We start from the raw sequence: 18,959 nt of genomic DNA, 5'->3' as shown, positions 1-18,959 counted from the left end.
TGGGGAATCGGTGGATCAGCGGGCAGCCCACTGCTCAAGCACGGCGCGGTACGGCTTGATGAAGTGCTCTTCGGTGAACTTGCCCTGCTTGACCGCCAGCTGGCTGCGCTCTTCGCGGTCGTAGACGATGCGGGTGGACGAATAGTCCTGGTGCTTCAGGCTGGGCTGGTAGACCTTGCCGGCCACGGAATTGGCGTTGTAGATCTCCGGCCGGTAGATCTTCTGGAACGCTTCCATCGTGCTGATGGTGCCGATCAGCTCCAGGTTCGAGTAATCGCCCAGCAGGTCGCCCTGGAAGTAGAACGCCAGCGGCGCGACGCTGCCCGGCGGCATGAAGTAGCGCACCTGCAGGCCCATCTTGTCGAAGTACTGGTCGGTGGGGGAGAACTCGCCTTGGCGATACTCCACGCCCAGGATGGGATGGTGGTTCTCGGTACGATGGTAGGTCTTGCTGCTGGAGACGCTGATGCAGATCACCGGCGCCTTGCTGAAATTGGCGCGGTAGGCGTCCGATTCCAGGAAGTGCTGGAACAGCTTGCCGTGAAGATCACCGAAGCCTTCCGGAATGCCGAACGTGGCCTTGCCCTCGTTGCTGGCCGGCAGTACAACGCTGAAGTCGTAGTCGCGCACATAGGACGAGAAGTTGTTGCCGACGATGCCCTCGGTGCGCGCGCCGGTGTGCGTGTCGACGATGGTCGGGCGCAGCACTTCGATCAGCGGGAATGGATCGCTGCCGTCGGCTCCATCGATGTGCATCTCCACCGAAATGATGTCCAGCTCGACGGCGTAGCGGTCCGCACTCGGGTTGTCCCAGTGCGCCAGATCGTTGAAGCGGTTGTTGATCATGCTGATCGTGTTGCGCAGGTTCTCCTGGCGGGACTCGCCGCGAGCCAGGTTGGCGAAGTTGGTGGTGATGCGCGTGCCGTCAGCGGGCTGGTAGTCCTCGTTGAAAGGGATGCGCGTGATGCTGAAGGTGAAGTTCTCGGTCGTCATGGGCGGCGTTCCGGGTTGCGGGGGTGACATCCGAATGCGGGTCGCTGGCATTCGGCACTCAAAGGACTGCAGCGGTCTCGGCAGTGGCAGGCGCTGCGCGATGGGACAGGGCAAGCAGGGGCAGTGCCCGCTGCACTGCCAGCCGTGCGCGCTGGATCAGGGCCTCGTTGTGCACGCGGCCCTCGGCGAAATCGCGGTCGGTGGCGTAGACGCCGAGGGGCAGGGTGCGCGCCTGGAAGAAGCTGAAGAGCGGCCGCAGCTGATGATCGATCACCAGTGCGTGGCGCTCGCTGCCGCCGGAGGCGGCCAGCAGGATGGGGGTGTCGACCAGCGCGTCCTGATGGATGAAGTCGAAGAAGTGCTTGAACAGGCCGGTGTACGAACCGCGGTAGACCGGCGTGGCTACCACCAGTACGTCTGCCTGTTCAACGGCCACCAGCTGCCGCTCCACAGCCTCGGGCAGCTGCGAGCGCCACAGTGCACCGGCCAGCTGCGGCGCCAGCTCGCCCAGCTCGATCAGGTGCGGCTCGCAGGCAACGTCCTCGCCGATCAGGTCCAGCAGGTGCTCGGCCAGGGTTGCAGCCCTGGAGGGGCGCTGCAGTCCGCCGGAAACGGCGACGATACGGAGGGGGCGGGTCATCTGTTCGCTTTCAGCAGGGGAGGGGCTCCTTCGGGCAATCTGCGGGGGGCGCAGTCCTGCAGGCCGGCGAGGTGACCGGGCTGGCAGGCAACCGAAGGCATGACCCGATCCTAGTCATGCCCTTCCATGACGTAAAATGGTATTACTTCACCAATCCATGAGCAGGATTCATCGTCATGCTGGAACGGATCCACCTCAGCATCGTGCAGCAGGTCGAGCAACAGGGCTCGCTGACTGCTGCCGCCGGCGTGCTCAACCTGACCCAGTCAGCCCTGAGCCACAGCATGAAGAAGCTGGAGCAGCAGCTCGGCACCGATGTCTGGCTGCGCGAAGGCCGCAGCCTGCGCTTGACCCAGGCCGGGCAGTACCTGCTGGCGGTGGCCAACCGCGTGCTGCCGCAGCTGGACCTGGCCGAGGAGCGCCTGGGCCAGTTCGCACAGGGCGAGCGCGGCGCACTGCGCATCGGCATGGAATGCCATCCCTGCTACCAGTGGCTGCTGAAGATCGTCTCGCCGTACCTGGCCGCCTGGCCGGACGTGGATGTGGACGTAAAGCAGAAGTTCCAGTTCGGCGGTATTGGCGCGCTGTTCGGCTACGAGATCGACCTGCTGGTCACGCCCGATCCGCTGCTGAAGCCGGGCCTGAAGTTCGTGCCCGTGTTCGACTACGAGCAGGTGCTGGTGGTGGCCAGGAATCACGCCCTGGCCAAGGTGGATCACGTAAAGCCGCGCCAGCTCGGCCAGGAAGTGCTGATCAGCTACCCGGTGCCGTTCGAGCGCCTGGACATCTACAACCAGTTCCTGCTGCCGGCCGGCATCACGCCGCGGCGCCACAAGACCATCGAAACCACCGACATCATGATGCAGATGGTGGCCAGCGGCCGTGGCGTGGCCGCGATGCCGCGCTGGCTGGTGGAGGAATATGCCGCACGCATGGACGTGGTGCCGGTGCGCCTGGGGGCGAAGGGCATTCCCAAGCAGATCTACCTGGGTGCGCGTGAGGCCGATACGGGTATCGACTATCTGCAGGCCTTCGTCGAGCTGGCCCGGAACAGCACGCCGATCGCCGGCAATGCAGGCGGAGCCCGTTGATGCCCGCACCTGGATCGCAGCGGACGGAAACCTTCATCGACGCGTTTTCTCTGGAAGTGAGCGCGAAGGCCATGCCGGCACTGCGTGCGGAAGCGGATCGCATCGCTCCGGGAACGACGATCTCGATCCCTTACCTGGCGAGCGAGGACGACGACGCCCGGCTGGCGGCCGCGTGCACGGTGCGCGAACTCGGCTTCGAACCGATGCCCCATCTCTCTGCCCGCCGCATCGCGTCGCGTGCGGCGCTTGCGCGGTTCCTGGAACGCGCCGCCAGCGAAGCGGGGGTAGAGACGTGCCTGCTTATCGCGGGTGATCTTTCCACGCCCGCAGGTCCGTATGCCGACAGTACCTCGATCATCGAGACTGGCCTTCTTGAGCGTTACGGCATCAAGGTTGTGGCCATCGGCGGGCATCCGGAAGGGCATCCGGTGATGAACGCCGAGGACCGTTGGCGCGTGCTGGAACGCAAATGCCAGGCCATCGAGGCGCGGGGCATGGCACCGCTGATCATCACTCAGTTCGGCTTCGATGCGGACATCGTGCTGGCTTGGCTGGATGCGCTGCGGGCCCGTGGCATTACCGTTCCGGTGCTGGTCGGCGTGCCGGGGCCGGCCAGCATTGCGCGGTTGGCCCGCTACGCCGCGATGTGCGGCGTGGGTGCCAGTGCATCGATGCTGGCGCGGTACGGCATCTCGATCGGCCGGCTGCTGGGAACGGCAGGGCCGGAGGTGTTCATGGATCGCCTGCTGAGTGGGCTGACGGACGCCCATGGCCCGGTCAGCCCGCACTTCTTCCCGTTCGGTGGCATTGCGCCATCACTGGGCTGGATAGAGCGGTACCGGCGGCGCACGTCGGCCGCCAGCGTTTGATGCTCTATCGATGATCGCGTGGCTGGGCCCTTCAGCCCGGCAGTTCGCACTTCATCTTGCCGTCCACGTAGTACGGCTTGGGTACGTTCGGGTTCTCGCTGGTCTTCTCGAAGACCACCTCGAAGGAAGCCGCATCGGGCGAGCCCTTGCGGTCGGTGCACGCGTCCTGCAGCTTCTTCTTGACCGCCGCGATGCCCGCATCGCGATTGGCACCGTCGGCGCTGTTGGTCAGGTTCACGGTTTCGGCCGAGGCCAGTGGGCTCAGTGCAAGCAGGCAGCCGGTCAACATCAGGGTGTGCAGTCTGGTCATGCCGCGTACCTCATGGGTCTCCAATGAGGCTCCAGCATAGAGCGGGGCTGTTAACGGCCTGTGGCCGCCCCGGCTTCGGGGCCGGTTCTCCCGCATTCGTCGTCGAACACGGGAGTCTGGTCGGATGCCTCCCCTTGGCCCGGCGTGTTCGGCTAGGCTGCAGCGACTGACCGCAAGGATGAAGGCCCTCATGATCCGCTGGCTGTTCCTCGCGCTTGCCGCGCTGCCGCTCGCTGCCGGGGCCGTGGTCATCCGCCACGACGTGGACGATGCCCGTTACCGGATCGAGGGATCAGAATTTCCCGCCCTGGCCGACATGCCGGGTGAAGGGCAGGGTGTTCTGATCGCCCCGCAGTGGGTGCTGACCGCAGCGCATGCCGCACCGATGAAGGGTATGGGGCAGACCATCGCCATCAACGGCAAGGACTACGGCGTGGAACGTGTGGTCGTGCATCCGGGCTACAGGCGAATGCCGGAAGCCTTGGGCAAGGAAGCACTGGCCACGGGGAGCCCGGCGAAGATCCATGCGTTCCTGGCCGGATCGGATGACATTGCGCTGATCAGGCTCACGGCCCCCGTGAACGATGTGCAGCCCGTGTCGCTCTATCGCGGCAGTGCCGAGGTCACGCAGGTCGCCGCCTTGATCGGAAAGGGCGCCACTGGCAATGGGGCGATTGGACTGGTGCCGGGCGGGCCGCATCGCACATCGCTGCGGCGCGCATACAACGCCATTACCGGTGGCAATGATCGCTACCTCTGGTATCGGTTCGATGCCCCGCCACAGGGCCTCCCACTGGAAGGCGTATTGGGCAACGGCGACAGTGGCGGCCCGCTGGTCATCGGGGAACACGGCGCGTGGCAGCTGGTGGGGCTGGGCTCGTGGATCAGCGCCGTTCCCGAGCATGCTCTTGAAGCCGGCTTCTATGGCCAGGTGGTGCACAACGTGCGGGTATCGCGCTATGTGGGCTGGATCGAGAGCGTCCTGGGCGCGCCCGACTACCGCCGCTCCGTAACACTCGAAGACTGACAGCTGTCACTGGCCGCGGGCCGCGTGATTGCCAATAGTGAGCGCCATGGCGAGGACACCTCGCTACCACTCATCACAAGGGGACCGCTCGTGAACATGCTCCAGCAGATCGTCTCGCAGACACCCGCCTGGGTCTGGCTTCTCCTGGCGTTCCTGGTCACACGCGGCATTGCCGCGATGAAGCCGGGCGAAACGTCACTGCAGAAACTGGCCGTCGTGCCTGCGCTGTTCACCGTCTGGGGCGCCTGGTCGATCAGCCATCGCTATGGAGTGTCCTGGAGCGCCTGGGGCAAGTGGCTGGCCGGCATCGGCACCGGCGCGGCACTGGGATGGCTGCTGCTGGGCCACGTGAAGCTGACCCTGGATGGCGCTACCGGAAAGCTCTGGCGCAACGCGGACTTCAGCCTGCTGCCGCTGCTGCTGATCACCTTCCTGGTGAAGTACGGCTTCGAAGTCGCATTTGCGGTGTCGCCGCCATTGATCGCCAATGCCGGCGCCAGTGCGGCCTACCTGTTGCTGTCAGGGGGCTTCACCGGCCTCTTCATTGGCAAGTACTGCCGCTATCTGGCCTCGTTGCGACTGGACGCGGCGGCGAAAGGGTGGAAAGCGGCAACCTGAACCTCATTTGCGCGTGACGCGTCACGCTAATGCTGGTTTCAGTGGCACGGGCAGGAAGGTGCGCCGCCACTGGCGGGGCCCCCAGCTCAGCATGCTGGTAGCGGGCATCGTTCCGGATGCCCGCTGCCCAAGCCGCATCATTTCGGCATCAGTACAGTGTCGATCACGTGGATCACGCCATTGGACTGGCCTACATCAGCAATGCTGATGCCCGCTTTGCCTCCCTTGGCATCGATAACCCACAGCTTGCCTTCGTGGAGAGAGATCGTAAGTGGTTCGCCCTGCACGGTCTTCAGCGTCGCCTTCCCGCCATGCTTCCTGGCGTCTGCAACGAGCTGCACGGAAGTGTAGGTGCCTGGCACCACGTGGTAGGTAAGAATCTTGGTCAGTTGTGCCTTGTTTTCCGGTTTAACCAAGGTGTCGACAGTCCCGGCAGGCAGCTTGTCAAAGGCTGCATTGGTAGGGGCGAAGACGGTGAAGGGACCCGCCCCGTTGAGGGTGTCGACCAGGCCCGCCGCCTTGACTGCGGCGACCAGGGTCGTGTGGTCCTTGGAGTTGATGGCGTTCTCGACGATGGTCTTGGTCGGATACATCGCTGCGCCACCAACCATGACGGTGTTGGCGGCGAAGCTGGAAGAAGCTGCTGAAACAAGGACGGCGAGGCTGACTGCGGCGGAAATTCGCTGGAGAGCGTTCACGGTGAGATCCTCGGATTGGCGCCCGCAATGCGCGGGCATCCTCATTACGGCCCGGGGCGCGGATTGGATGCAGCGGATTCTGCTCCAATCGTTTCGCGCCACGCAGTTCGGCAGGAAGGCCGCCATTGGCTTTGCTTACAGGCTCCAATCAACCCGCATGCCGGCGATCAACGCATTCGGCAGGTCGCGCTGGCGGGCGGGTTCGTTGAACTGGTCCGGATGCACGATGTAGTGCAGGTTCGGTGCGATCCGGAGCTGCGGGGTGAGCTGGATGCCATAGCTCAGTTCCATCATGACCTGGCTCCCGTGCGGCGTGCCGCTACCGCCTGCCGCGGCGCGGGCAAGGCGCAGGTTCTCCAAGGCGATGCCGCTGTACTTCTGCTGGGTCACAACGAAAGCGATGCTGTCCTGCGGCCGGCCGGCGAACGTGCCTTTCTGCACCACGCCCGCCTGCAGGAAATGATCCTCGATCAATTGGCCGGAGGTGCCCTTGAGCGCCGCACCGAACAGGGTCAGGCCGCGCCCGGCACCATCACTGGTTAGCTGTTGCTCGAAGCGGGCGAACGCCCCGGAGCGACCACGGCGGTTCGCGTAGTCCTGGCCACTAAGCAGCGCCGGGGTGCCGTTGGCATCGCGCAGCGGATCCAGATAGGTCGAGTTGTCCTGCCAGCCACCGAGTTCGTAGCGGGCTTTCAGTCGTGCCGAAGCAGGGCTGCGCCAACCGAGCGTGTAGGGCACGATCCAGCCGGTGGCCTGACTGGTACTCCATTTCAGGCCGTGCTGGCCGTCCTCGGCCTGGCTGGGATCGACCTGGTAGGCGCCGACGCGCACATAGACATCGGGCGTCACCCAGGCCGTGGCATCGGCCATCCAGCTCGATACCGGCCACCAGGTGAAACTGCTGGTGCGGAACACGTAGGTCGGGTTGCCGCAGGCCGAATTGCCCTGGAAGTACTGGCACAGCTCCGAACCGAGGTGATGGATGTTGGCGACGCTGCGCCCGGCTTCCAGCACCAAACGGTCGTTCAGCAGTTTCTGTTCAAGCGTCAGGTTGGCCAGGCGCGTGCCCTGGCCGCCGTAGATTTCCTGCACCGAGGTGCTGTTGCCGGTACGGCTGTTGGCCAGGTTGGTGCCATGGCGGTTGATGCCGTAGGCCTTGATCGTCGCGCCCCGCCAGCCAAACGCAGCGTCCAGGTTCACGTCGGCACCGAACATCAGCTGGCCGGCATACGCCGTGCCGCCGCGCTTGCCGCCATCGAGCGTGGCGGCTGCCTCGCCGGTGTATGCCAGCCTGGGCGTGAAGACGTCACTCGCGTCGGCGGCTGCGGCCACGGACGGCAGGGCCAGCAGGATCGCTAACGGCAACAGGCGGCGGGAAGGGGAGGTCATGGGCGAGGTTCCGTTTACAGGGTGGGAGCCGTGACCGGCTTCTTGAGGACGCGCAGCGCGACGGCGGTGACGGCCACGCCGGCCACCAATGCCAGCAGGTAGACGCCAAGGTGCGTGACTGCGTTCGGGATCGGCAGCACGAACACGCCACCGTGCGGCACCTTCAGCTCGACGCCTGCGGCCATCGAGATCGCACCGGCCACGGCCGAGCCGAGGATCAGCGCCGGAATGGTGCGCAGCGGATCGCGTGCGGCGTAGGGGATCGCGCCCTCGGTCACGAAGCTGAGGCCGAGCACGCCCGCGGCACCGGCGGTGCCGCGCTCCTCGGCGGTGAAGCGGTTGCTGAACAGCCATGTGGCCAACGCGATGCCCAGCGGCGGCGTCATGCCGCCGATCATCGTCGCAGCCATCGGCGTGTAGACCTGGCTGGAAATCAGTGCGGTGGAGAACGCGTAGGAGGCCTTGTTGACCGGCCCGCCCATGTCCACCGCCATCATTCCGCCCAGCAGCAGGCCGAGCAGGATGGCGCTGCTGCCCTGCATGCCGCGCAGCCAGTCGGTCAGCCAGGCCAGCAGCCCGGCGACCGGCGTGCCGATCACGTACATCATCAACAGGCCAACCAGCAGCGTGCCCAGCACTGGCAGGATCAATACCGGCTTGAGGCCTTCCAGGCTGCGCGGCAGGCGCAGCGCACGGTTGATCCAATGCACGCCGTAGCCGGCGATGAAACCGGCCAGGATGCCGCCAATGAAGCCTGCATCCATGTTGACCGCGACCAGGCCGCCGATCATGCCCGGCGCGATGCCCGGGCGATCAGCGATGGAGTAGGCGATGTAACCGGCCAGTGCCGGCACCATCAACATGAAGCCGGACTTGGCACCGATCTGGAACAGCGACCAGGCCAGCGTGCCCTTGTGTGCATCGTCGAAGGCATAGATGCCGCCGAGCGCGAACGCCAGTGCGATCAGCAGGCCGCCGGCAGTAACGAACGGCAGCATGAACGACACGCCGGTCATCAGGTGCTTGTAGGGGCCGGTGGCCCTGGCCTTTTCGGTGGTGCGGCCTGAAGCCGGCGTACCCGCCTGCACGCCGGCCTCGGCCAGCGCCTTGCGGATCAGGTTCTGGCCGTCATTGATCGCCGGCTTGGTGCCGCTCTTGAACAGGCGTTTGCCAGCAAAGCGCGACAGATCGACTTCGCGGTCGGCGGCGATCAGCACCAGGTCGGCGGCAGCGATTTCTTCGTCGCTCAATGCGTCCTGCGCGCCAACCGAGCCCTGGGTTTCCACCCGGATCGCGTGGCCCAGTGCCTTGGCGGCCTGCTGCAACCCTTCGGCTGCCATGAAGGTGTGGGCGATGCCGGTCGGGCAGGAGGTGACGGCGACGATGCGCTTGCCGGCGTCCGCGGTGGAAGCGGTTGCTGATGTCGCTGCGAGCAGCGCCAGCGCGGCAAGCGGGTCGTCCAGCACTTCACCGAGGCTGGCGCGCACGACCTGGGCATTGCCGAAGCGCGCGGCATCCGCCTCACCCTCCCCCACCAGCAGCAGCTGCGTTGCGGCGGCGGCCTGCGTGGCGGGCAGTGCCCCGGTCACGCCCTGGTCGCTGCGGATTTCGATCGCCAGTTCGGCCCCTTGCTGGCGGGCGGCGCGGCGCAGCGCTTCGGCGGCAAGAACCGCCTCGATGCTGCGTTCGCCTGCGGCGATGACTACGGTGGAAGCTTGCATGGGCACTCCTGGAATTCTTCGGGTTCGTCCTTGCAGGAGGGGCCGGGCCAGCCGCAGCTCCCTCTGCAGGGGTTTCAATCCAACTGCTCGATCAGTACGTCGCCGGTCCACGCGCGCACCTGTGCCGGATCCAGCCGTCGCGCGTCGCCACTTTCCAGCCGGCTCATCGAGAACGCCGTCGCCAGTCGTGCGCAGGCAGCCAGATCGAGGGAGGGCTCCAGCAAGGCGGCGGCGATGCCGGCGACCATGGCATCGCCGGCGCCGACCGTGCTGCCGCGCGCCAGTCGCGGCGGTCGCGCGATCAGGGCGCCGCTGCGATCAATGAACAACGCGCCGTCGGCGCCCATCGAGATCGCCACAAGCGCAACTCCGCGTTCCACCAAGGCCTGGCCCGCAGCCCGCAGGGCGCTGCGATCCGGCAGCGGCGTACCGGTCCAAGCCTCCAGTTCGTGGCGGTTGGGCTTGATCGCGTAGGGCAGTGCGCCCTGTGCGCCGCTCAACGCGGCGGCAAGTGCGTCGCCACTGGTGTCCAGCAGTACGCGCGCACCGGCGGCGCTCGCCTGCGCCTGCAGTCTCGCCCATGCATCGGCTGGCAGCCCCGACGGCAGGCTGCCGGACAGCACCACTGGCTGGTCCGGCTGGAGCAGGGCGTCGAGTCGGCGCGATACCGCGTCCAGATCGGCGTCACACAGTGACAGGCCGGGCAGGTTGATGTCGGTGGTCTCGCCGCTGGCCTCTTCGACCAGCTTGATGTTGGTGCGGGTGCGGCCCGCAACGCGCAGGCAAGCGTCTGCGATGCCACGCTCGGCGAACAGTGCGCTGAACACGCCGTCGTTACCATCGCCGAGTACGCCCAGTGCGGTGGTCGGTACGCCCCAGTCGGCCAGGCAGGCGGCCACGTTGATGCCCTTGCCGCCGGCGTCGTCGCGGGAGCTGCGGGCACGATGCACATTGCCCGGTCGCAGGTGCGCCAGCCGCACGGTCTGGTCGATCGCTGGATTCAGGGTAATGGTGACGGCACGGGCGCTCATGCGCGCGCTCCATCGAGAGCGCGCACCTGCTCGGCGGTTTCGCAGTCCAGCGCGGTGTTGGCCAGTGCTTGCAGATCGATCAGCGCGTTGCCACGCAGGCGTGCCTTCACTGCCGGAATGTCGTTCGGGGTCATCGACAGTTCGTCCACGCCCAGGCCGGCCAGCAGCATTGCACCAAAGGGATCGCCGGCCAGGCCGCCGCAGACGCCAACCCAGCGCCCATGCAGGCGTGCACCTTCCACCGTGGCGCGGATCGCGCGCAGCACGGCCGGGTGCAGGCTGTCGGCCTCGGCGGCGAGTTCCGGGTTCTGGCGGTCGATCGCCAGCACGTACTGGGTCAGGTCGTTGGTGCCGATCGAGAAGAAGTCGGCATGGCGCGCCAGTACATCGCTCTGGGCTGCTGCGGCAGGGACTTCAATCATGATCCCGATCGGCACTTCGGGTGCCTCAAGCGCGGCGCGCAACCGTTCGCAGATGGCGCGCAGTGCGATCAGCTCGGGCACCGAGGTGATCATCGGAAACATGATGGACAGGCGTGCGCCGTCCTTCGCCGCGCGATACAGCGCACGCAGCTGTGGTTCCAGCAGGTCGGGGCGGCGCAGCAGCAGGCGCGCGCCACGCACGCCGAGGAACGGATTTTCCTCGCGTGGCAGCTCCAGGTGGGCGACCTGCTTGTCGCCACCGATATCGAGCGCGCGCACGATCAGCGGGCGGCCGTCGAGTGCCTTGGCCATCGCCACGTACGTGGCGTACTGCTCCTCCTCGCTGGGCGTGCTCCCGCGCTCGAGGAACAGGAATTCGGTGCGCATCAGGCCGACGCCTTCCGCGCCTTGCTCCAGTGTCAGCGGCACCTGCTCGGGCAGGTTGACGTTGGCGCCGATGTCGATGCGGTGGCCGTCAGGGGTCTGTGCCGGCTGCGCGCGTTGCGCCGCTTCACGCTCGCGGATCTGCTGCTGTTCGGCGATCCACGCACGGGCCGAGGCGAGATCGGCCTCGGACGGAGACAGATAGAGGCGCCCGCTGCTGCCATCGATGATCGCCTCGCTCCCCGCGCTGATCGTCAGCAGCTCCGCGCCCGCGGCGACCAGCGCCGGCAGGCCCAGCGTGCGCGAGAGGATCGCGGTGTGCGAGGTCGGCCCGCCCAGCGCGGTGGCGAGGCCAAGCACGCGATCGGTGTCGAGGTTGGCCGTGTCCGACGGCGACAGGTCGGCGGCGAGCAGGATGCACGGCTGCGCAGGCAGGTCGGCAAGGCCGCCACCCGCTGCAGACGGATCAAGCTGTGCCAGTACGCGCCGGCCCACGTCACGCAGATCGGCGGCGCGCCCGGCCAGTACCGGGTTGCCCAGGACCGCCAGGCCCGACGCGATCTGCTCGATGGCCTGGTGCCAGGACCACGCAACGCCATGGCCTTCGACCATCAGCTGGCAGGTGCGGGTAATCAGATCGGTGTCGTCGAGCAGCGCAGCCTGCGCCTTGAAGATTGCCGCATCCGAGGCGCCGAGCCGGCGCTGGGTGTCGTCCTGCAGCGCGGCCAGTTGTTGGCGGGTGCGGCTGAGCGCGTCCTGCAGGCGCGCGCCGCCTTCGCCGAGCGGGGTGGGGCGGTCGGCGACCTCTGCCCGCGTGCTGGCCAGTACATGCACCGGGCCAATCGCCAGGCCAGGGCTGGCGCCGATGCCGACGATCGCCGCCTGTGCGTCAGGCGGATTCCAGCCCGCAACCGGCGCGGCCTTGCGCTGCGCCGCGCGCTCGGCATCGGCCTTTTCCTGCGCAATCAGCCCGTCCATGACCTTACGCAGCGCGGCCAGCAGGGCTGGGGCATCGGCGCCCTCGGCAGACACGCTGACCGCGTCGCCATGGCGCAACCCGAGCTGCAGCAGCGCCACCAGGCTTTTGGCATCCGCAGCCTGATCGCCCGCACGGACCTGTGCGCGGGCCGCGAAGCTGCGCGCCGTCTCGGCCCAGCGCGTGGCCGGGCGTGCGTGCAGCCCGTTGGGGTAGGCGATGGTCCAGTCGAAACGCTCGGCCAGGTCCGTCACTGGCGCATTGGGGGCCGTGGTCGCAACATCGCCGGCCAGCGCGTTGATGATCTCGCTCGCATCGACCGTGGTGAACAGGCGCTGCAGCGTGGCCTCGTCCTGGATCAGCCGGGTCAGCCGCCGCAGCAGGGTGATGTGGGTATCGGACTGGGCGGCAATGCCGACCACCAGGCGGGTGACCTGACCCGGATTCCACTCCACGCCTTCCGGAAACTGCAGCACGGCAATGCCATCGCGGCGCACCAGGTGACGGTCCTCGCCCAATCCGTGCGGAATGGCCACGCCATGGCCGAGGAAGGTGTTCGCCAACACCTCACGACGCCCCATGCTGGCCTCGTAACCGGGCGCAACGCAGCCGGCGGCGACCAGCATCTGCGCCACTTGGGCAATGGCGTCGGCCTTGTCGAGCGCCCGCGCATCCAGGCGGATCAGTTCCCGGCTGACGGGGGCAGGGGTGGTCAAGGGCTGCAAGGCGGGCTCCGGGAAGGGGGTGCTGTGGCGTATTGGGAACGTTCCCAGTTCCTATTTCAATGTGCACTGCACAAAAATCCAATAGTCCTTTGGCGTTAGCATTGTCCTGAATGGCCATCCGGCCTCGAACAGCGACAGTTTCCGGGAACGGTTCCAATGAGCATCAGCATCAATGACGTCGCGCGCGTGGCGGGGGTGTCCAAATCCACGGTATCGCGGGTGCTCGGCGGCGGCCCGGTCAGTGAGGCCGTGCGTGGCCGGGTGGAGGCGGCGATCCGCCAGACCGGCTATCACCCCAACCTGCAGGCACGACGCCTGCGGGCCCGGCACACCGGCATCATCGGGCTGATCGTGGCGGACATCCGCAACCCGTTCTTCACGGCGCTGATCCGCGCGGTGGAGGAGATGGCCTATCGTGAAGGCCTGCGCGTCACCCTCTGCAACACCGACGAGGACCCCGAGCGCGAAGCGCTGTATCTGCAGTTGATGCACGAGGAGCGCATCAGCGGACTGATCTTCGCGCCCACCCGGACCACGGTGGGCCGGCTGGAGCGGCTCGCACTGGACTATCCGACGGTGCTGGTGGACCGTGCCGCACCCGGCGGGTCGATCGACAGCGTGGTGCTCGACAATCCGGCCGCGATGGCAGGCCTGGTCGAGCATCTGGTCGCGCGCGGCTATCGCCGCATCGGCGGCCTGTTCGGCAGCACCAGTACTACGGCGGCGGAGCGTCGGGACGGCTATCTCGCTGCGATGCGTACGCATGGGCTGGAGCCGGATTATCGCGAGGTTGAGCCCACGGCTGAAGCGGCCATTGCAACGGTCGAACAGTGGCTGGCTGGCCCATCGCGGCCGGAGGCGCTGGTCGCCAGCAACAGCCTGCTGCTCATGGGGGCATTGAAGGCCGCCCGCAGCGCGGGGCTGGAGATTCCGGATGCGCTGGCGCTGGCGGGTTTCGACAACGAACGCTGGACCGAGCTGGTCGAACCGGGCATCACCGTGATCGAACAGCCGGTCGAAGAGATGGGGCGCGCAGCGATGTCGCTGTTGCTGGAACGACTGCGCACGCCGGAGTTGCCGGTGCGCCGGTTGGTGATGACGGGTCGATGCGTGGTGAGGGGATCAACTGCATGGAATCCAGATGGACGACAACCAAGGTCCAAGGCATGAGAGGACATCAAGGCCGACAGGCGGGTCGTCGCATGAGCCGGCTGCTTACGCTTGGAGCCTGCTTCCTGGCCGGATCCTTGCTTGCGGAGACATCACCACCGAAGCGCACCTGGCTTGTAAGCGGCGCAGAGCTGATCACGCTACTGCAGGGAAAAGGGGCTGACGGATTCTGTGCCGGCGAACAGTGCCGGAATCTGTCCAGCGCCCGTGCCAGTGCCTACATCCAGGGTGCTGCCGATGCCAGTCGTGGCCAGTGGTGTGGCCAAGGCCAGATCCTTCCACATGAACTGGTCGATCGTGTCGCCTCCCATCTCCAGCAACTGCCCCAGGACCGCTTGCAACAGAATGCTTCTTCGCTGGTTGTCGAAGGCCTGCGAACAGCATTTCCTTGCGAGCGCCGGGCATCGCGCGGTGGCATTGGACAGTCCAGGAGAAACTGACCCAACCTCATTGAAGTGATCTGCCACGCTTGGTCCCCGCCGCAACCGGGGTTGGCAGCACGTGCCGCCGTCGAGAAAATCCGCGCGTTGACCGCAGACTGCTTCGGCTCGGGAACAATCCCAGCGCCCCACGTTCCAGACCAGGTAGTCCATAGCCTGCCTTCCACGTCGAAGTAGCATCGACGCTTGGAGCATTAAGCACTTCCGCTGAATGCGTTCGGTCTACGGAAGCTATTGGATGAACACTGAAAGGACGATGGCGGGCGCTCCCGCCCCCATGCGCGATGGTCGCCGGGATACCGAGATCCGGAACTACGTGATGAACCTCGGCCCCCAACATCCTGCGGCACATGGGGTACTGCGCCTTGTGCTTGAGATGGATGGCGAGACCGTTGTGCGCGCGGATCCGCATGTGGGCCTGCTGCACCGGGGTACCGAGAAGCTGGCGGAGTCCAAGCCCTTCAACCAGTCCATCGGCTACATGGATCGGCTGGACTACGTATCCATGATGTGCAATGAACACGCCTACGTACGTGCGATTGAAACCCTTCTGGGAATCGAGGCGCCCATCAGGGCACAGTACATCCGCACGATGTTCGATGAGATCACCCGTATCCTCAATCACCTCATGAACATCGGAACGGGCGCGCTGGACCTGGGCGCCATGGCCGTGATGCTCTATGCATTCCGGGAACGCGAAGAGCTGATGGACTGCTACGAGGCGGTATCCGGCGCTCGAATGCATGCCACGTATTACCGGCCCGGCGGTGTGTACCGTGATCTGCCTGACCAGATGCCGAAGTACAAGGAGTCACGCTGGAAGAAGGGGAAGGAGCTGCGGCGGCTGAACGCCGCGAGAGAAGGGTCGCTGCTCGATTTCATCGAGAATTTCACCCGCGAGTTCCCGAACCGCATTGATGAGTACGAAACCCTGCTCACCGACAACAGAATCTGGAAGCAGCGCACGGTGGGCATTGGCGTTGTGAGCCCGCAGCAGGCCATGGAGTGGGGCATGACCGGGGTGATGCTGAGAGGCTCGGGCGTGGCGTGGGACCTGAGGAAGAAGCGCCCCTACGCGAAGTACGATGCCGTTGACTTCGACATTCCGGTTGGCAGCGCCGGTGACTGCTATGACCGCTACCTGTGCCGTGTCGCGGAGATGCGGCAGTCCAACCGCATCATCCGGCAATGTGTCGACTGGCTTCGCGCCAACCCCGGCCCGGTGATGGTCCAGAACTTCAAGGTGGCGCCGCCGTCCCGGCAGGAGATGAAGTCCGACATGGAAGCGCTGATCCATCACTTCAAGCTCTTCAGCGAAGGCTACCAGGTGCCGGCAGGTGAGACCTACGCAGCGGTCGAGGCGCCCAAGGGCGAGTTCGGTTGCTACCTGATTTCCGATGGCGCCAACAAGCCGTTCCGGGTGCACCTGCGTGCTCCCGGCTTCGCTCATCTCTCTTCTCTGGATGAAATCGTCAGGGGCCACATGCTGGCGGATGTCGTCGCCATGATTGGCACCTACGACATTGTGTTCGGCGAAGTGGATCGATGAGGAACCGGGTCAGCCCACGCATGGGCTGAGCCACGCTCCGGCGGCCGCGAAGGGAACAGCCATGTGCAGCCTGAGCAGGTCTTCCACGGTGCGCGCCCCGCCCATCTCCAGGTCGAGGATGCCGGGCTCCAGGATTGATCCCAGCAGAACACCGACCGCGATCGCATGAAGGCTGCGCGACGCGGTGGCTGCATCAACGCCCTCACGGAGCTGGCCCAGTGCTCCTGCACGCTGGTATACAAGCTCCAGCATGCGGACCTCCGGCATCGCGCACGCTGCGAGCACGTCACCTATGCCGCCCAGCTCACGTGATTCACCAGAGCGCAGGAGAAGCTCAACCGTCCGGCGAACGCGTGGGGTGCGGCGCGTGTGATCAAAGACCCTGACCAGGTCCGCAAACAGAAGCTTGAACGGGTCACTACACTGCCGGATGGCGGCCTCCCGCAGTCCCTCGGGTGCATCTGGCCGCCCACGCGCGGAAAGTTCACCCAGCAGGTTCTGACGGGACCCGAAGTGCCAGTAGATCGCGCCCCGCGAATGGCCGCACTCGGTGGCGATCAGCTCCAGCGTGGCGCCCGCGGGCCCATGGCGCAGCAGGCACACCAGTGCAGCATCGAGGATCCTCTCACGCGTGGCGTGTGCATCCTCCCTGGTTCTTCTAGCCATGGCACGGTTGCATCCCTGCTGTTCGATGAGCGCGCGGCCGCGCGTCCTGATCGTCCTTAGACAAGGCGATGGGACGGACCATGGCCACAGCGCTGCACCGGGATCTGCGGCGTTTGAATGTCGATCTTCGGTTCATTGGCGGGGGCAGGGCAGGACAGTGAGCCAAGCCACAGACCATCGGCGGCGAGACGCGCAGACCTCAGCGCGGGATCGTCGGCCTCGGACGGCTCGGTGGCCAGCTTCTTCTTCATCCACTCGATCCACTGCGACGCGGATACCTGGGTCAGGTCCAGGCGGATGATCAGGGCCGAGAGCATTGCAACGTCGTGCCGTCTGCAGCCCTCGACCACCGATTCCACGTAGGCGTTGGTGAATGCGCCGGAGCGGAGCCCGTTGGCACGCATTCTCCGTTCCACATCCTGATTGAAGTTCTGCAGCCAGCACGAGAAAGTGGCGTCGATGAGATCCTGCTTGCAGTAGAAGTGATGGAACATCGCGCCACGGCTGACGCCCGAGCATTCGAGAATCTCACTGACGGTCACCGAAGACCGACCATTGCGGACGATAAGCGCTGCCGTTTCGCGGATGAGTATGCCGGGCACACGCACGGACGAACTGTGGGTAGCGTTCAAGAGAGTTTTCCTCATGTAGCGGGCGACGAACGATCCGCCAGGCCGGTACGGCCTGGCGGGTTGCCGTTCGAGCCAGTCAGTGATGCGCCGCGGATGCTTCGCTTTCGGCGCTCTTCCGGGAAGCGATGGGCCTGCCGATTTCAATCTCAGGGTCCCCCTTCTCGGGCTGCCATGCCCCCAGTGCCAGCTGCACCTGCACGTGGGCCATCAGCAGTCCGGCCTGTGCTGCCGCAAGCTCTCTGCGCGCCTTCTCGAGCAGCGCCTGCTGCTGCAGGCCGGCATCCTTCGGTTCGATTCCGGCGTCCACGCGGGAAGAGGCATAGGCCGAAGATCTGCTGCTGAGTGCCTCGGCATTTACTGCCTGCTGCATCCTGACCTGGGAACTCGTCCACGCATGCAGGGAGTCCTCACTCTCCTTCAGCGCCGTCAGTACGGTCTGCTCGAAGGCATGCCAGTTCTGATCACTGCCGGCGCGAGCGGCCTCCTCCCTGGCCTTCTTCCGGCCAAAGCTCAGCCACTCCCACTGAAGCTCCGGGCCGGCCGAGAAGCGCTTTGCACTGGAATCGCCCAGCGAACCGAACGGTGCAAGGATGCCGCCGAAAACATTCAGCGTGAGGCGCGGAAGGTGCGCGCGCTCGGCGAGTACGACGTTGCCAAGGCTTGCTCGCAGTAGTGCATCGGCCTTGGCGACGTCCGGCCGCCGCGCCAGGAGGTCGGTCGGCTGCGCAAGCGATGCAAGATCCGGTGGGGCCGGCAGTGGAGCCGGGGCCAGCAACGCCTCCCAGGCGTCATCCTGCGCGGTCGGCGGGCGGCCCGCAAGAACCGCCAATGCGGCCCTGTCCGCCTGCAGCCGGGTAGCGGTTGCCGCCTCCTGCGCCACCAGCTCGGCATGTTCGGATTCGACCGCAAGTGCCTCCCTGCGATCGACCAGCCCGGCCGCATACCGGGCCTTCACACGCACAACGCGGGCCTCGCTGAGGCCGACCTCCCGATCAAGAGAGGACAGGTTGATCTGGTCCATCCTGAGCAGGAAGTAGTTCTTCGCAACCTCGGCCTGGAGCACTGCGGCAGCTGATCTCGCGTCAGCCGCCGCCGCATCGGCCTTGCGATCGGCCATGGCTGCGGCGGTGCCAATGCGCCCAAACAGATCCAGCTCCCAGGAGAACATCTGTCCGGCGGACAGCAGTCTCTGGGAAGGGGGGCGGGGAAGATCCTGGCGATAGGGATCCGCTTCGATCTGGGCGGACTGCATGGCTTCGGCCTTGACCTGCAGCGCACCGCTCGGCAGATAGTCCTTGCGCGCTGCGCCTGCCAGTGCGCGCGCTTCCACCACGGCGGCAAGGGCAGACTTCAGGTCATGATTCCCGCGCATGGCCAGGCTGACCAGCGCATCCAGGTTGGGGTCGGAGAAGTCCTTCCACCATTGCCTGTTGGGCGTCCCGGGCAGGACATCCGCATCCAGCGCCGCCGGCGTGGGGGCCTGGCCCACATGATGCCGGGCTGCGGCGTCAGGGATCCCGGTCCTGGGGGCCACAGAGGCGCAGCCAGAAGACAGGGCCACAAGCACAGCAATCGACAGGCAGGCAACTCGATTTCCAATAGACATGA

At 66.0% G+C, this 18,959-nt stretch carries 18 protein-coding genes; 7 read left to right on the top strand and 11 right to left on the bottom strand.

The annotated features are described in order from the left end of the window. Positions 1–15: 15 nt before the first annotated feature. Complete coding sequence (locus R1L06_RS00885; protein ID WP_049422264.1) at positions 16–993, bottom strand: DUF1852 domain-containing protein; 978 nt, start codon at positions 991–993, stop codon at positions 16–18. A 58-nt stretch (positions 994–1,051) separates the two neighbouring features. Then, positions 1,052–1,633: an FMN reductase gene (msuE, locus tag R1L06_RS00880; protein ID WP_317216636.1), complete on the bottom strand. Its 582-nt coding sequence runs from the start codon at positions 1,631–1,633 to the stop codon at positions 1,052–1,054. A 176-nt stretch (positions 1,634–1,809) separates the two neighbouring features. Between msuE and R1L06_RS00875 the strand changes: the two genes are divergently transcribed. Together R1L06_RS00875 and R1L06_RS00870 are read left to right on the top strand one after the other, a co-directional pair. Then, positions 1,810–2,724 (top strand): LysR family transcriptional regulator, encoded by a 915-nt coding sequence (locus R1L06_RS00875; protein ID WP_197581239.1) that lies wholly within the window; start codon positions 1,810–1,812, stop codon positions 2,722–2,724. After that, positions 2,724–3,593 (top strand): methylenetetrahydrofolate reductase, encoded by an 870-nt coding sequence (locus R1L06_RS00870; protein WP_317216635.1) that lies wholly within the window; start codon positions 2,724–2,726, stop codon positions 3,591–3,593. Before R1L06_RS00875 ends, R1L06_RS00870 begins: the two co-directional genes overlap by 1 nt. A gap of 31 nt (positions 3,594–3,624) precedes the next feature. Here R1L06_RS00870 and R1L06_RS00865 read toward each other — a convergent pair whose 3' ends face one another. Continuing rightward, entirely contained in the window at positions 3,625–3,903 is a 279-nt protein-coding gene (locus tag R1L06_RS00865; protein ID WP_032127271.1) for a hypothetical protein, read from the bottom strand. A 190-nt stretch (positions 3,904–4,093) separates the two neighbouring features. Between R1L06_RS00865 and R1L06_RS00860 the strand changes: the two genes are divergently transcribed. Together R1L06_RS00860 and R1L06_RS00855 are read left to right on the top strand one after the other, a co-directional pair. After that, positions 4,094–4,930: a S1 family peptidase gene (locus tag R1L06_RS00860; protein WP_197615180.1), complete on the top strand. Its 837-nt coding sequence runs from the start codon at positions 4,094–4,096 to the stop codon at positions 4,928–4,930. A gap of 96 nt (positions 4,931–5,026) precedes the next feature. Next, a complete protein-coding gene (locus R1L06_RS00855; RefSeq protein ID WP_197615225.1) occupies positions 5,027–5,548 on the top strand; it encodes a DUF6622 family protein in 522 nt (173 codons plus the stop codon). Between the two features lie 137 nt (positions 5,549–5,685). Here the strand turns inward: R1L06_RS00855 and R1L06_RS00850 are convergent, their stop codons facing one another. The 5 genes from R1L06_RS00850 to ptsP all read right to left on the bottom strand — a co-directional run bounded on the left by R1L06_RS00850 (position 5,686) and on the right by ptsP (position 12,894). Then, positions 5,686–6,285, bottom strand: coding sequence for a fasciclin domain-containing protein (locus R1L06_RS00850; RefSeq protein ID WP_317216756.1), 600 nt, complete (start codon positions 6,283–6,285; stop codon positions 5,686–5,688). A 96-nt stretch (positions 6,286–6,381) separates the two neighbouring features. Then, positions 6,382–7,635 (bottom strand): carbohydrate porin, encoded by a 1,254-nt coding sequence (locus R1L06_RS00845; RefSeq protein WP_317216634.1) that lies wholly within the window; start codon positions 7,633–7,635, stop codon positions 6,382–6,384. Positions 7,636–7,649: 14 nt separating this feature from the next. Beyond that, positions 7,650–9,356 carry a PTS fructose transporter subunit IIC gene (locus tag R1L06_RS00840; protein WP_180837126.1) on the bottom strand — a complete coding sequence of 569 codons (1,707 nt, stop codon included), beginning with the start codon at positions 9,354–9,356 and terminating at the stop codon, positions 7,650–7,652. Positions 9,357–9,430: 74 nt separating this feature from the next. Further along, a complete protein-coding gene (gene pfkB, locus R1L06_RS00835) occupies positions 9,431–10,387 on the bottom strand; it encodes a 1-phosphofructokinase (protein ID WP_317216633.1) in 957 nt (318 codons plus the stop codon). Then, positions 10,384–12,894 (bottom strand): phosphoenolpyruvate--protein phosphotransferase, encoded by a 2,511-nt coding sequence (gene ptsP / locus R1L06_RS00830; RefSeq protein ID WP_317216632.1) that lies wholly within the window; start codon positions 12,892–12,894, stop codon positions 10,384–10,386. The genes pfkB and ptsP overlap by 4 nt, the downstream gene beginning before the upstream one ends. Before the next feature lie 156 nt (positions 12,895–13,050). Between ptsP and R1L06_RS00825 the strand changes: the two genes are divergently transcribed. The 3 genes from R1L06_RS00825 to R1L06_RS00815 all read left to right on the top strand — a co-directional run bounded on the left by R1L06_RS00825 (position 13,051) and on the right by R1L06_RS00815 (position 16,053). Then, positions 13,051–14,064, top strand: coding sequence for a LacI family DNA-binding transcriptional regulator (locus R1L06_RS00825; protein WP_317216631.1), 1,014 nt, complete (start codon positions 13,051–13,053; stop codon positions 14,062–14,064). Beyond that, the gene (locus tag R1L06_RS00820; protein WP_317216630.1) at positions 14,001–14,504 is read left to right on the top strand and encodes a Rap1a/Tai family immunity protein; all 504 of its coding nucleotides are present in this window, start codon (positions 14,001–14,003) and stop codon (positions 14,502–14,504) included. Before R1L06_RS00825 ends, R1L06_RS00820 begins: the two co-directional genes overlap by 64 nt. A 256-nt stretch (positions 14,505–14,760) precedes the next feature. Beyond that, positions 14,761–16,053 carry an NADH-quinone oxidoreductase subunit D gene (locus tag R1L06_RS00815; protein WP_498371067.1) on the top strand — a complete coding sequence of 431 codons (1,293 nt, stop codon included), beginning with the start codon at positions 14,761–14,763 and terminating at the stop codon, positions 16,051–16,053. A 9-nt stretch (positions 16,054–16,062) separates the two neighbouring features. Here the strand turns inward: R1L06_RS00815 and R1L06_RS00810 are convergent, their stop codons facing one another. From R1L06_RS00810 to R1L06_RS00800, 3 genes are all read right to left on the bottom strand, one after another. After that, complete coding sequence (locus R1L06_RS00810) at positions 16,063–16,719, bottom strand: TetR family transcriptional regulator (RefSeq protein ID WP_197615173.1); 657 nt, start codon at positions 16,717–16,719, stop codon at positions 16,063–16,065. Positions 16,720–16,775: 56 nt separating this feature from the next. Next, positions 16,776–17,351: a TetR/AcrR family transcriptional regulator gene (locus R1L06_RS00805; RefSeq protein WP_317216629.1), complete on the bottom strand. Its 576-nt coding sequence runs from the start codon at positions 17,349–17,351 to the stop codon at positions 16,776–16,778. A gap of 76 nt (positions 17,352–17,427) precedes the next feature. Further along, entirely contained in the window at positions 17,428–18,957 is a 1,530-nt protein-coding gene (locus tag R1L06_RS00800; RefSeq protein ID WP_317216628.1) for a TolC family protein, read from the bottom strand. Positions 18,958–18,959: the final 2 nt, after the last annotated feature.

Source organism: Stenotrophomonas mexicanensis (assembly GCF_032911605.1).
In the GTDB taxonomy this organism is placed as follows: domain Bacteria; phylum Pseudomonadota; class Gammaproteobacteria; order Xanthomonadales; family Xanthomonadaceae; genus Stenotrophomonas; species Stenotrophomonas maltophilia_A.
This window is presented reverse-complemented; position numbering and strand designations above follow the sequence as displayed.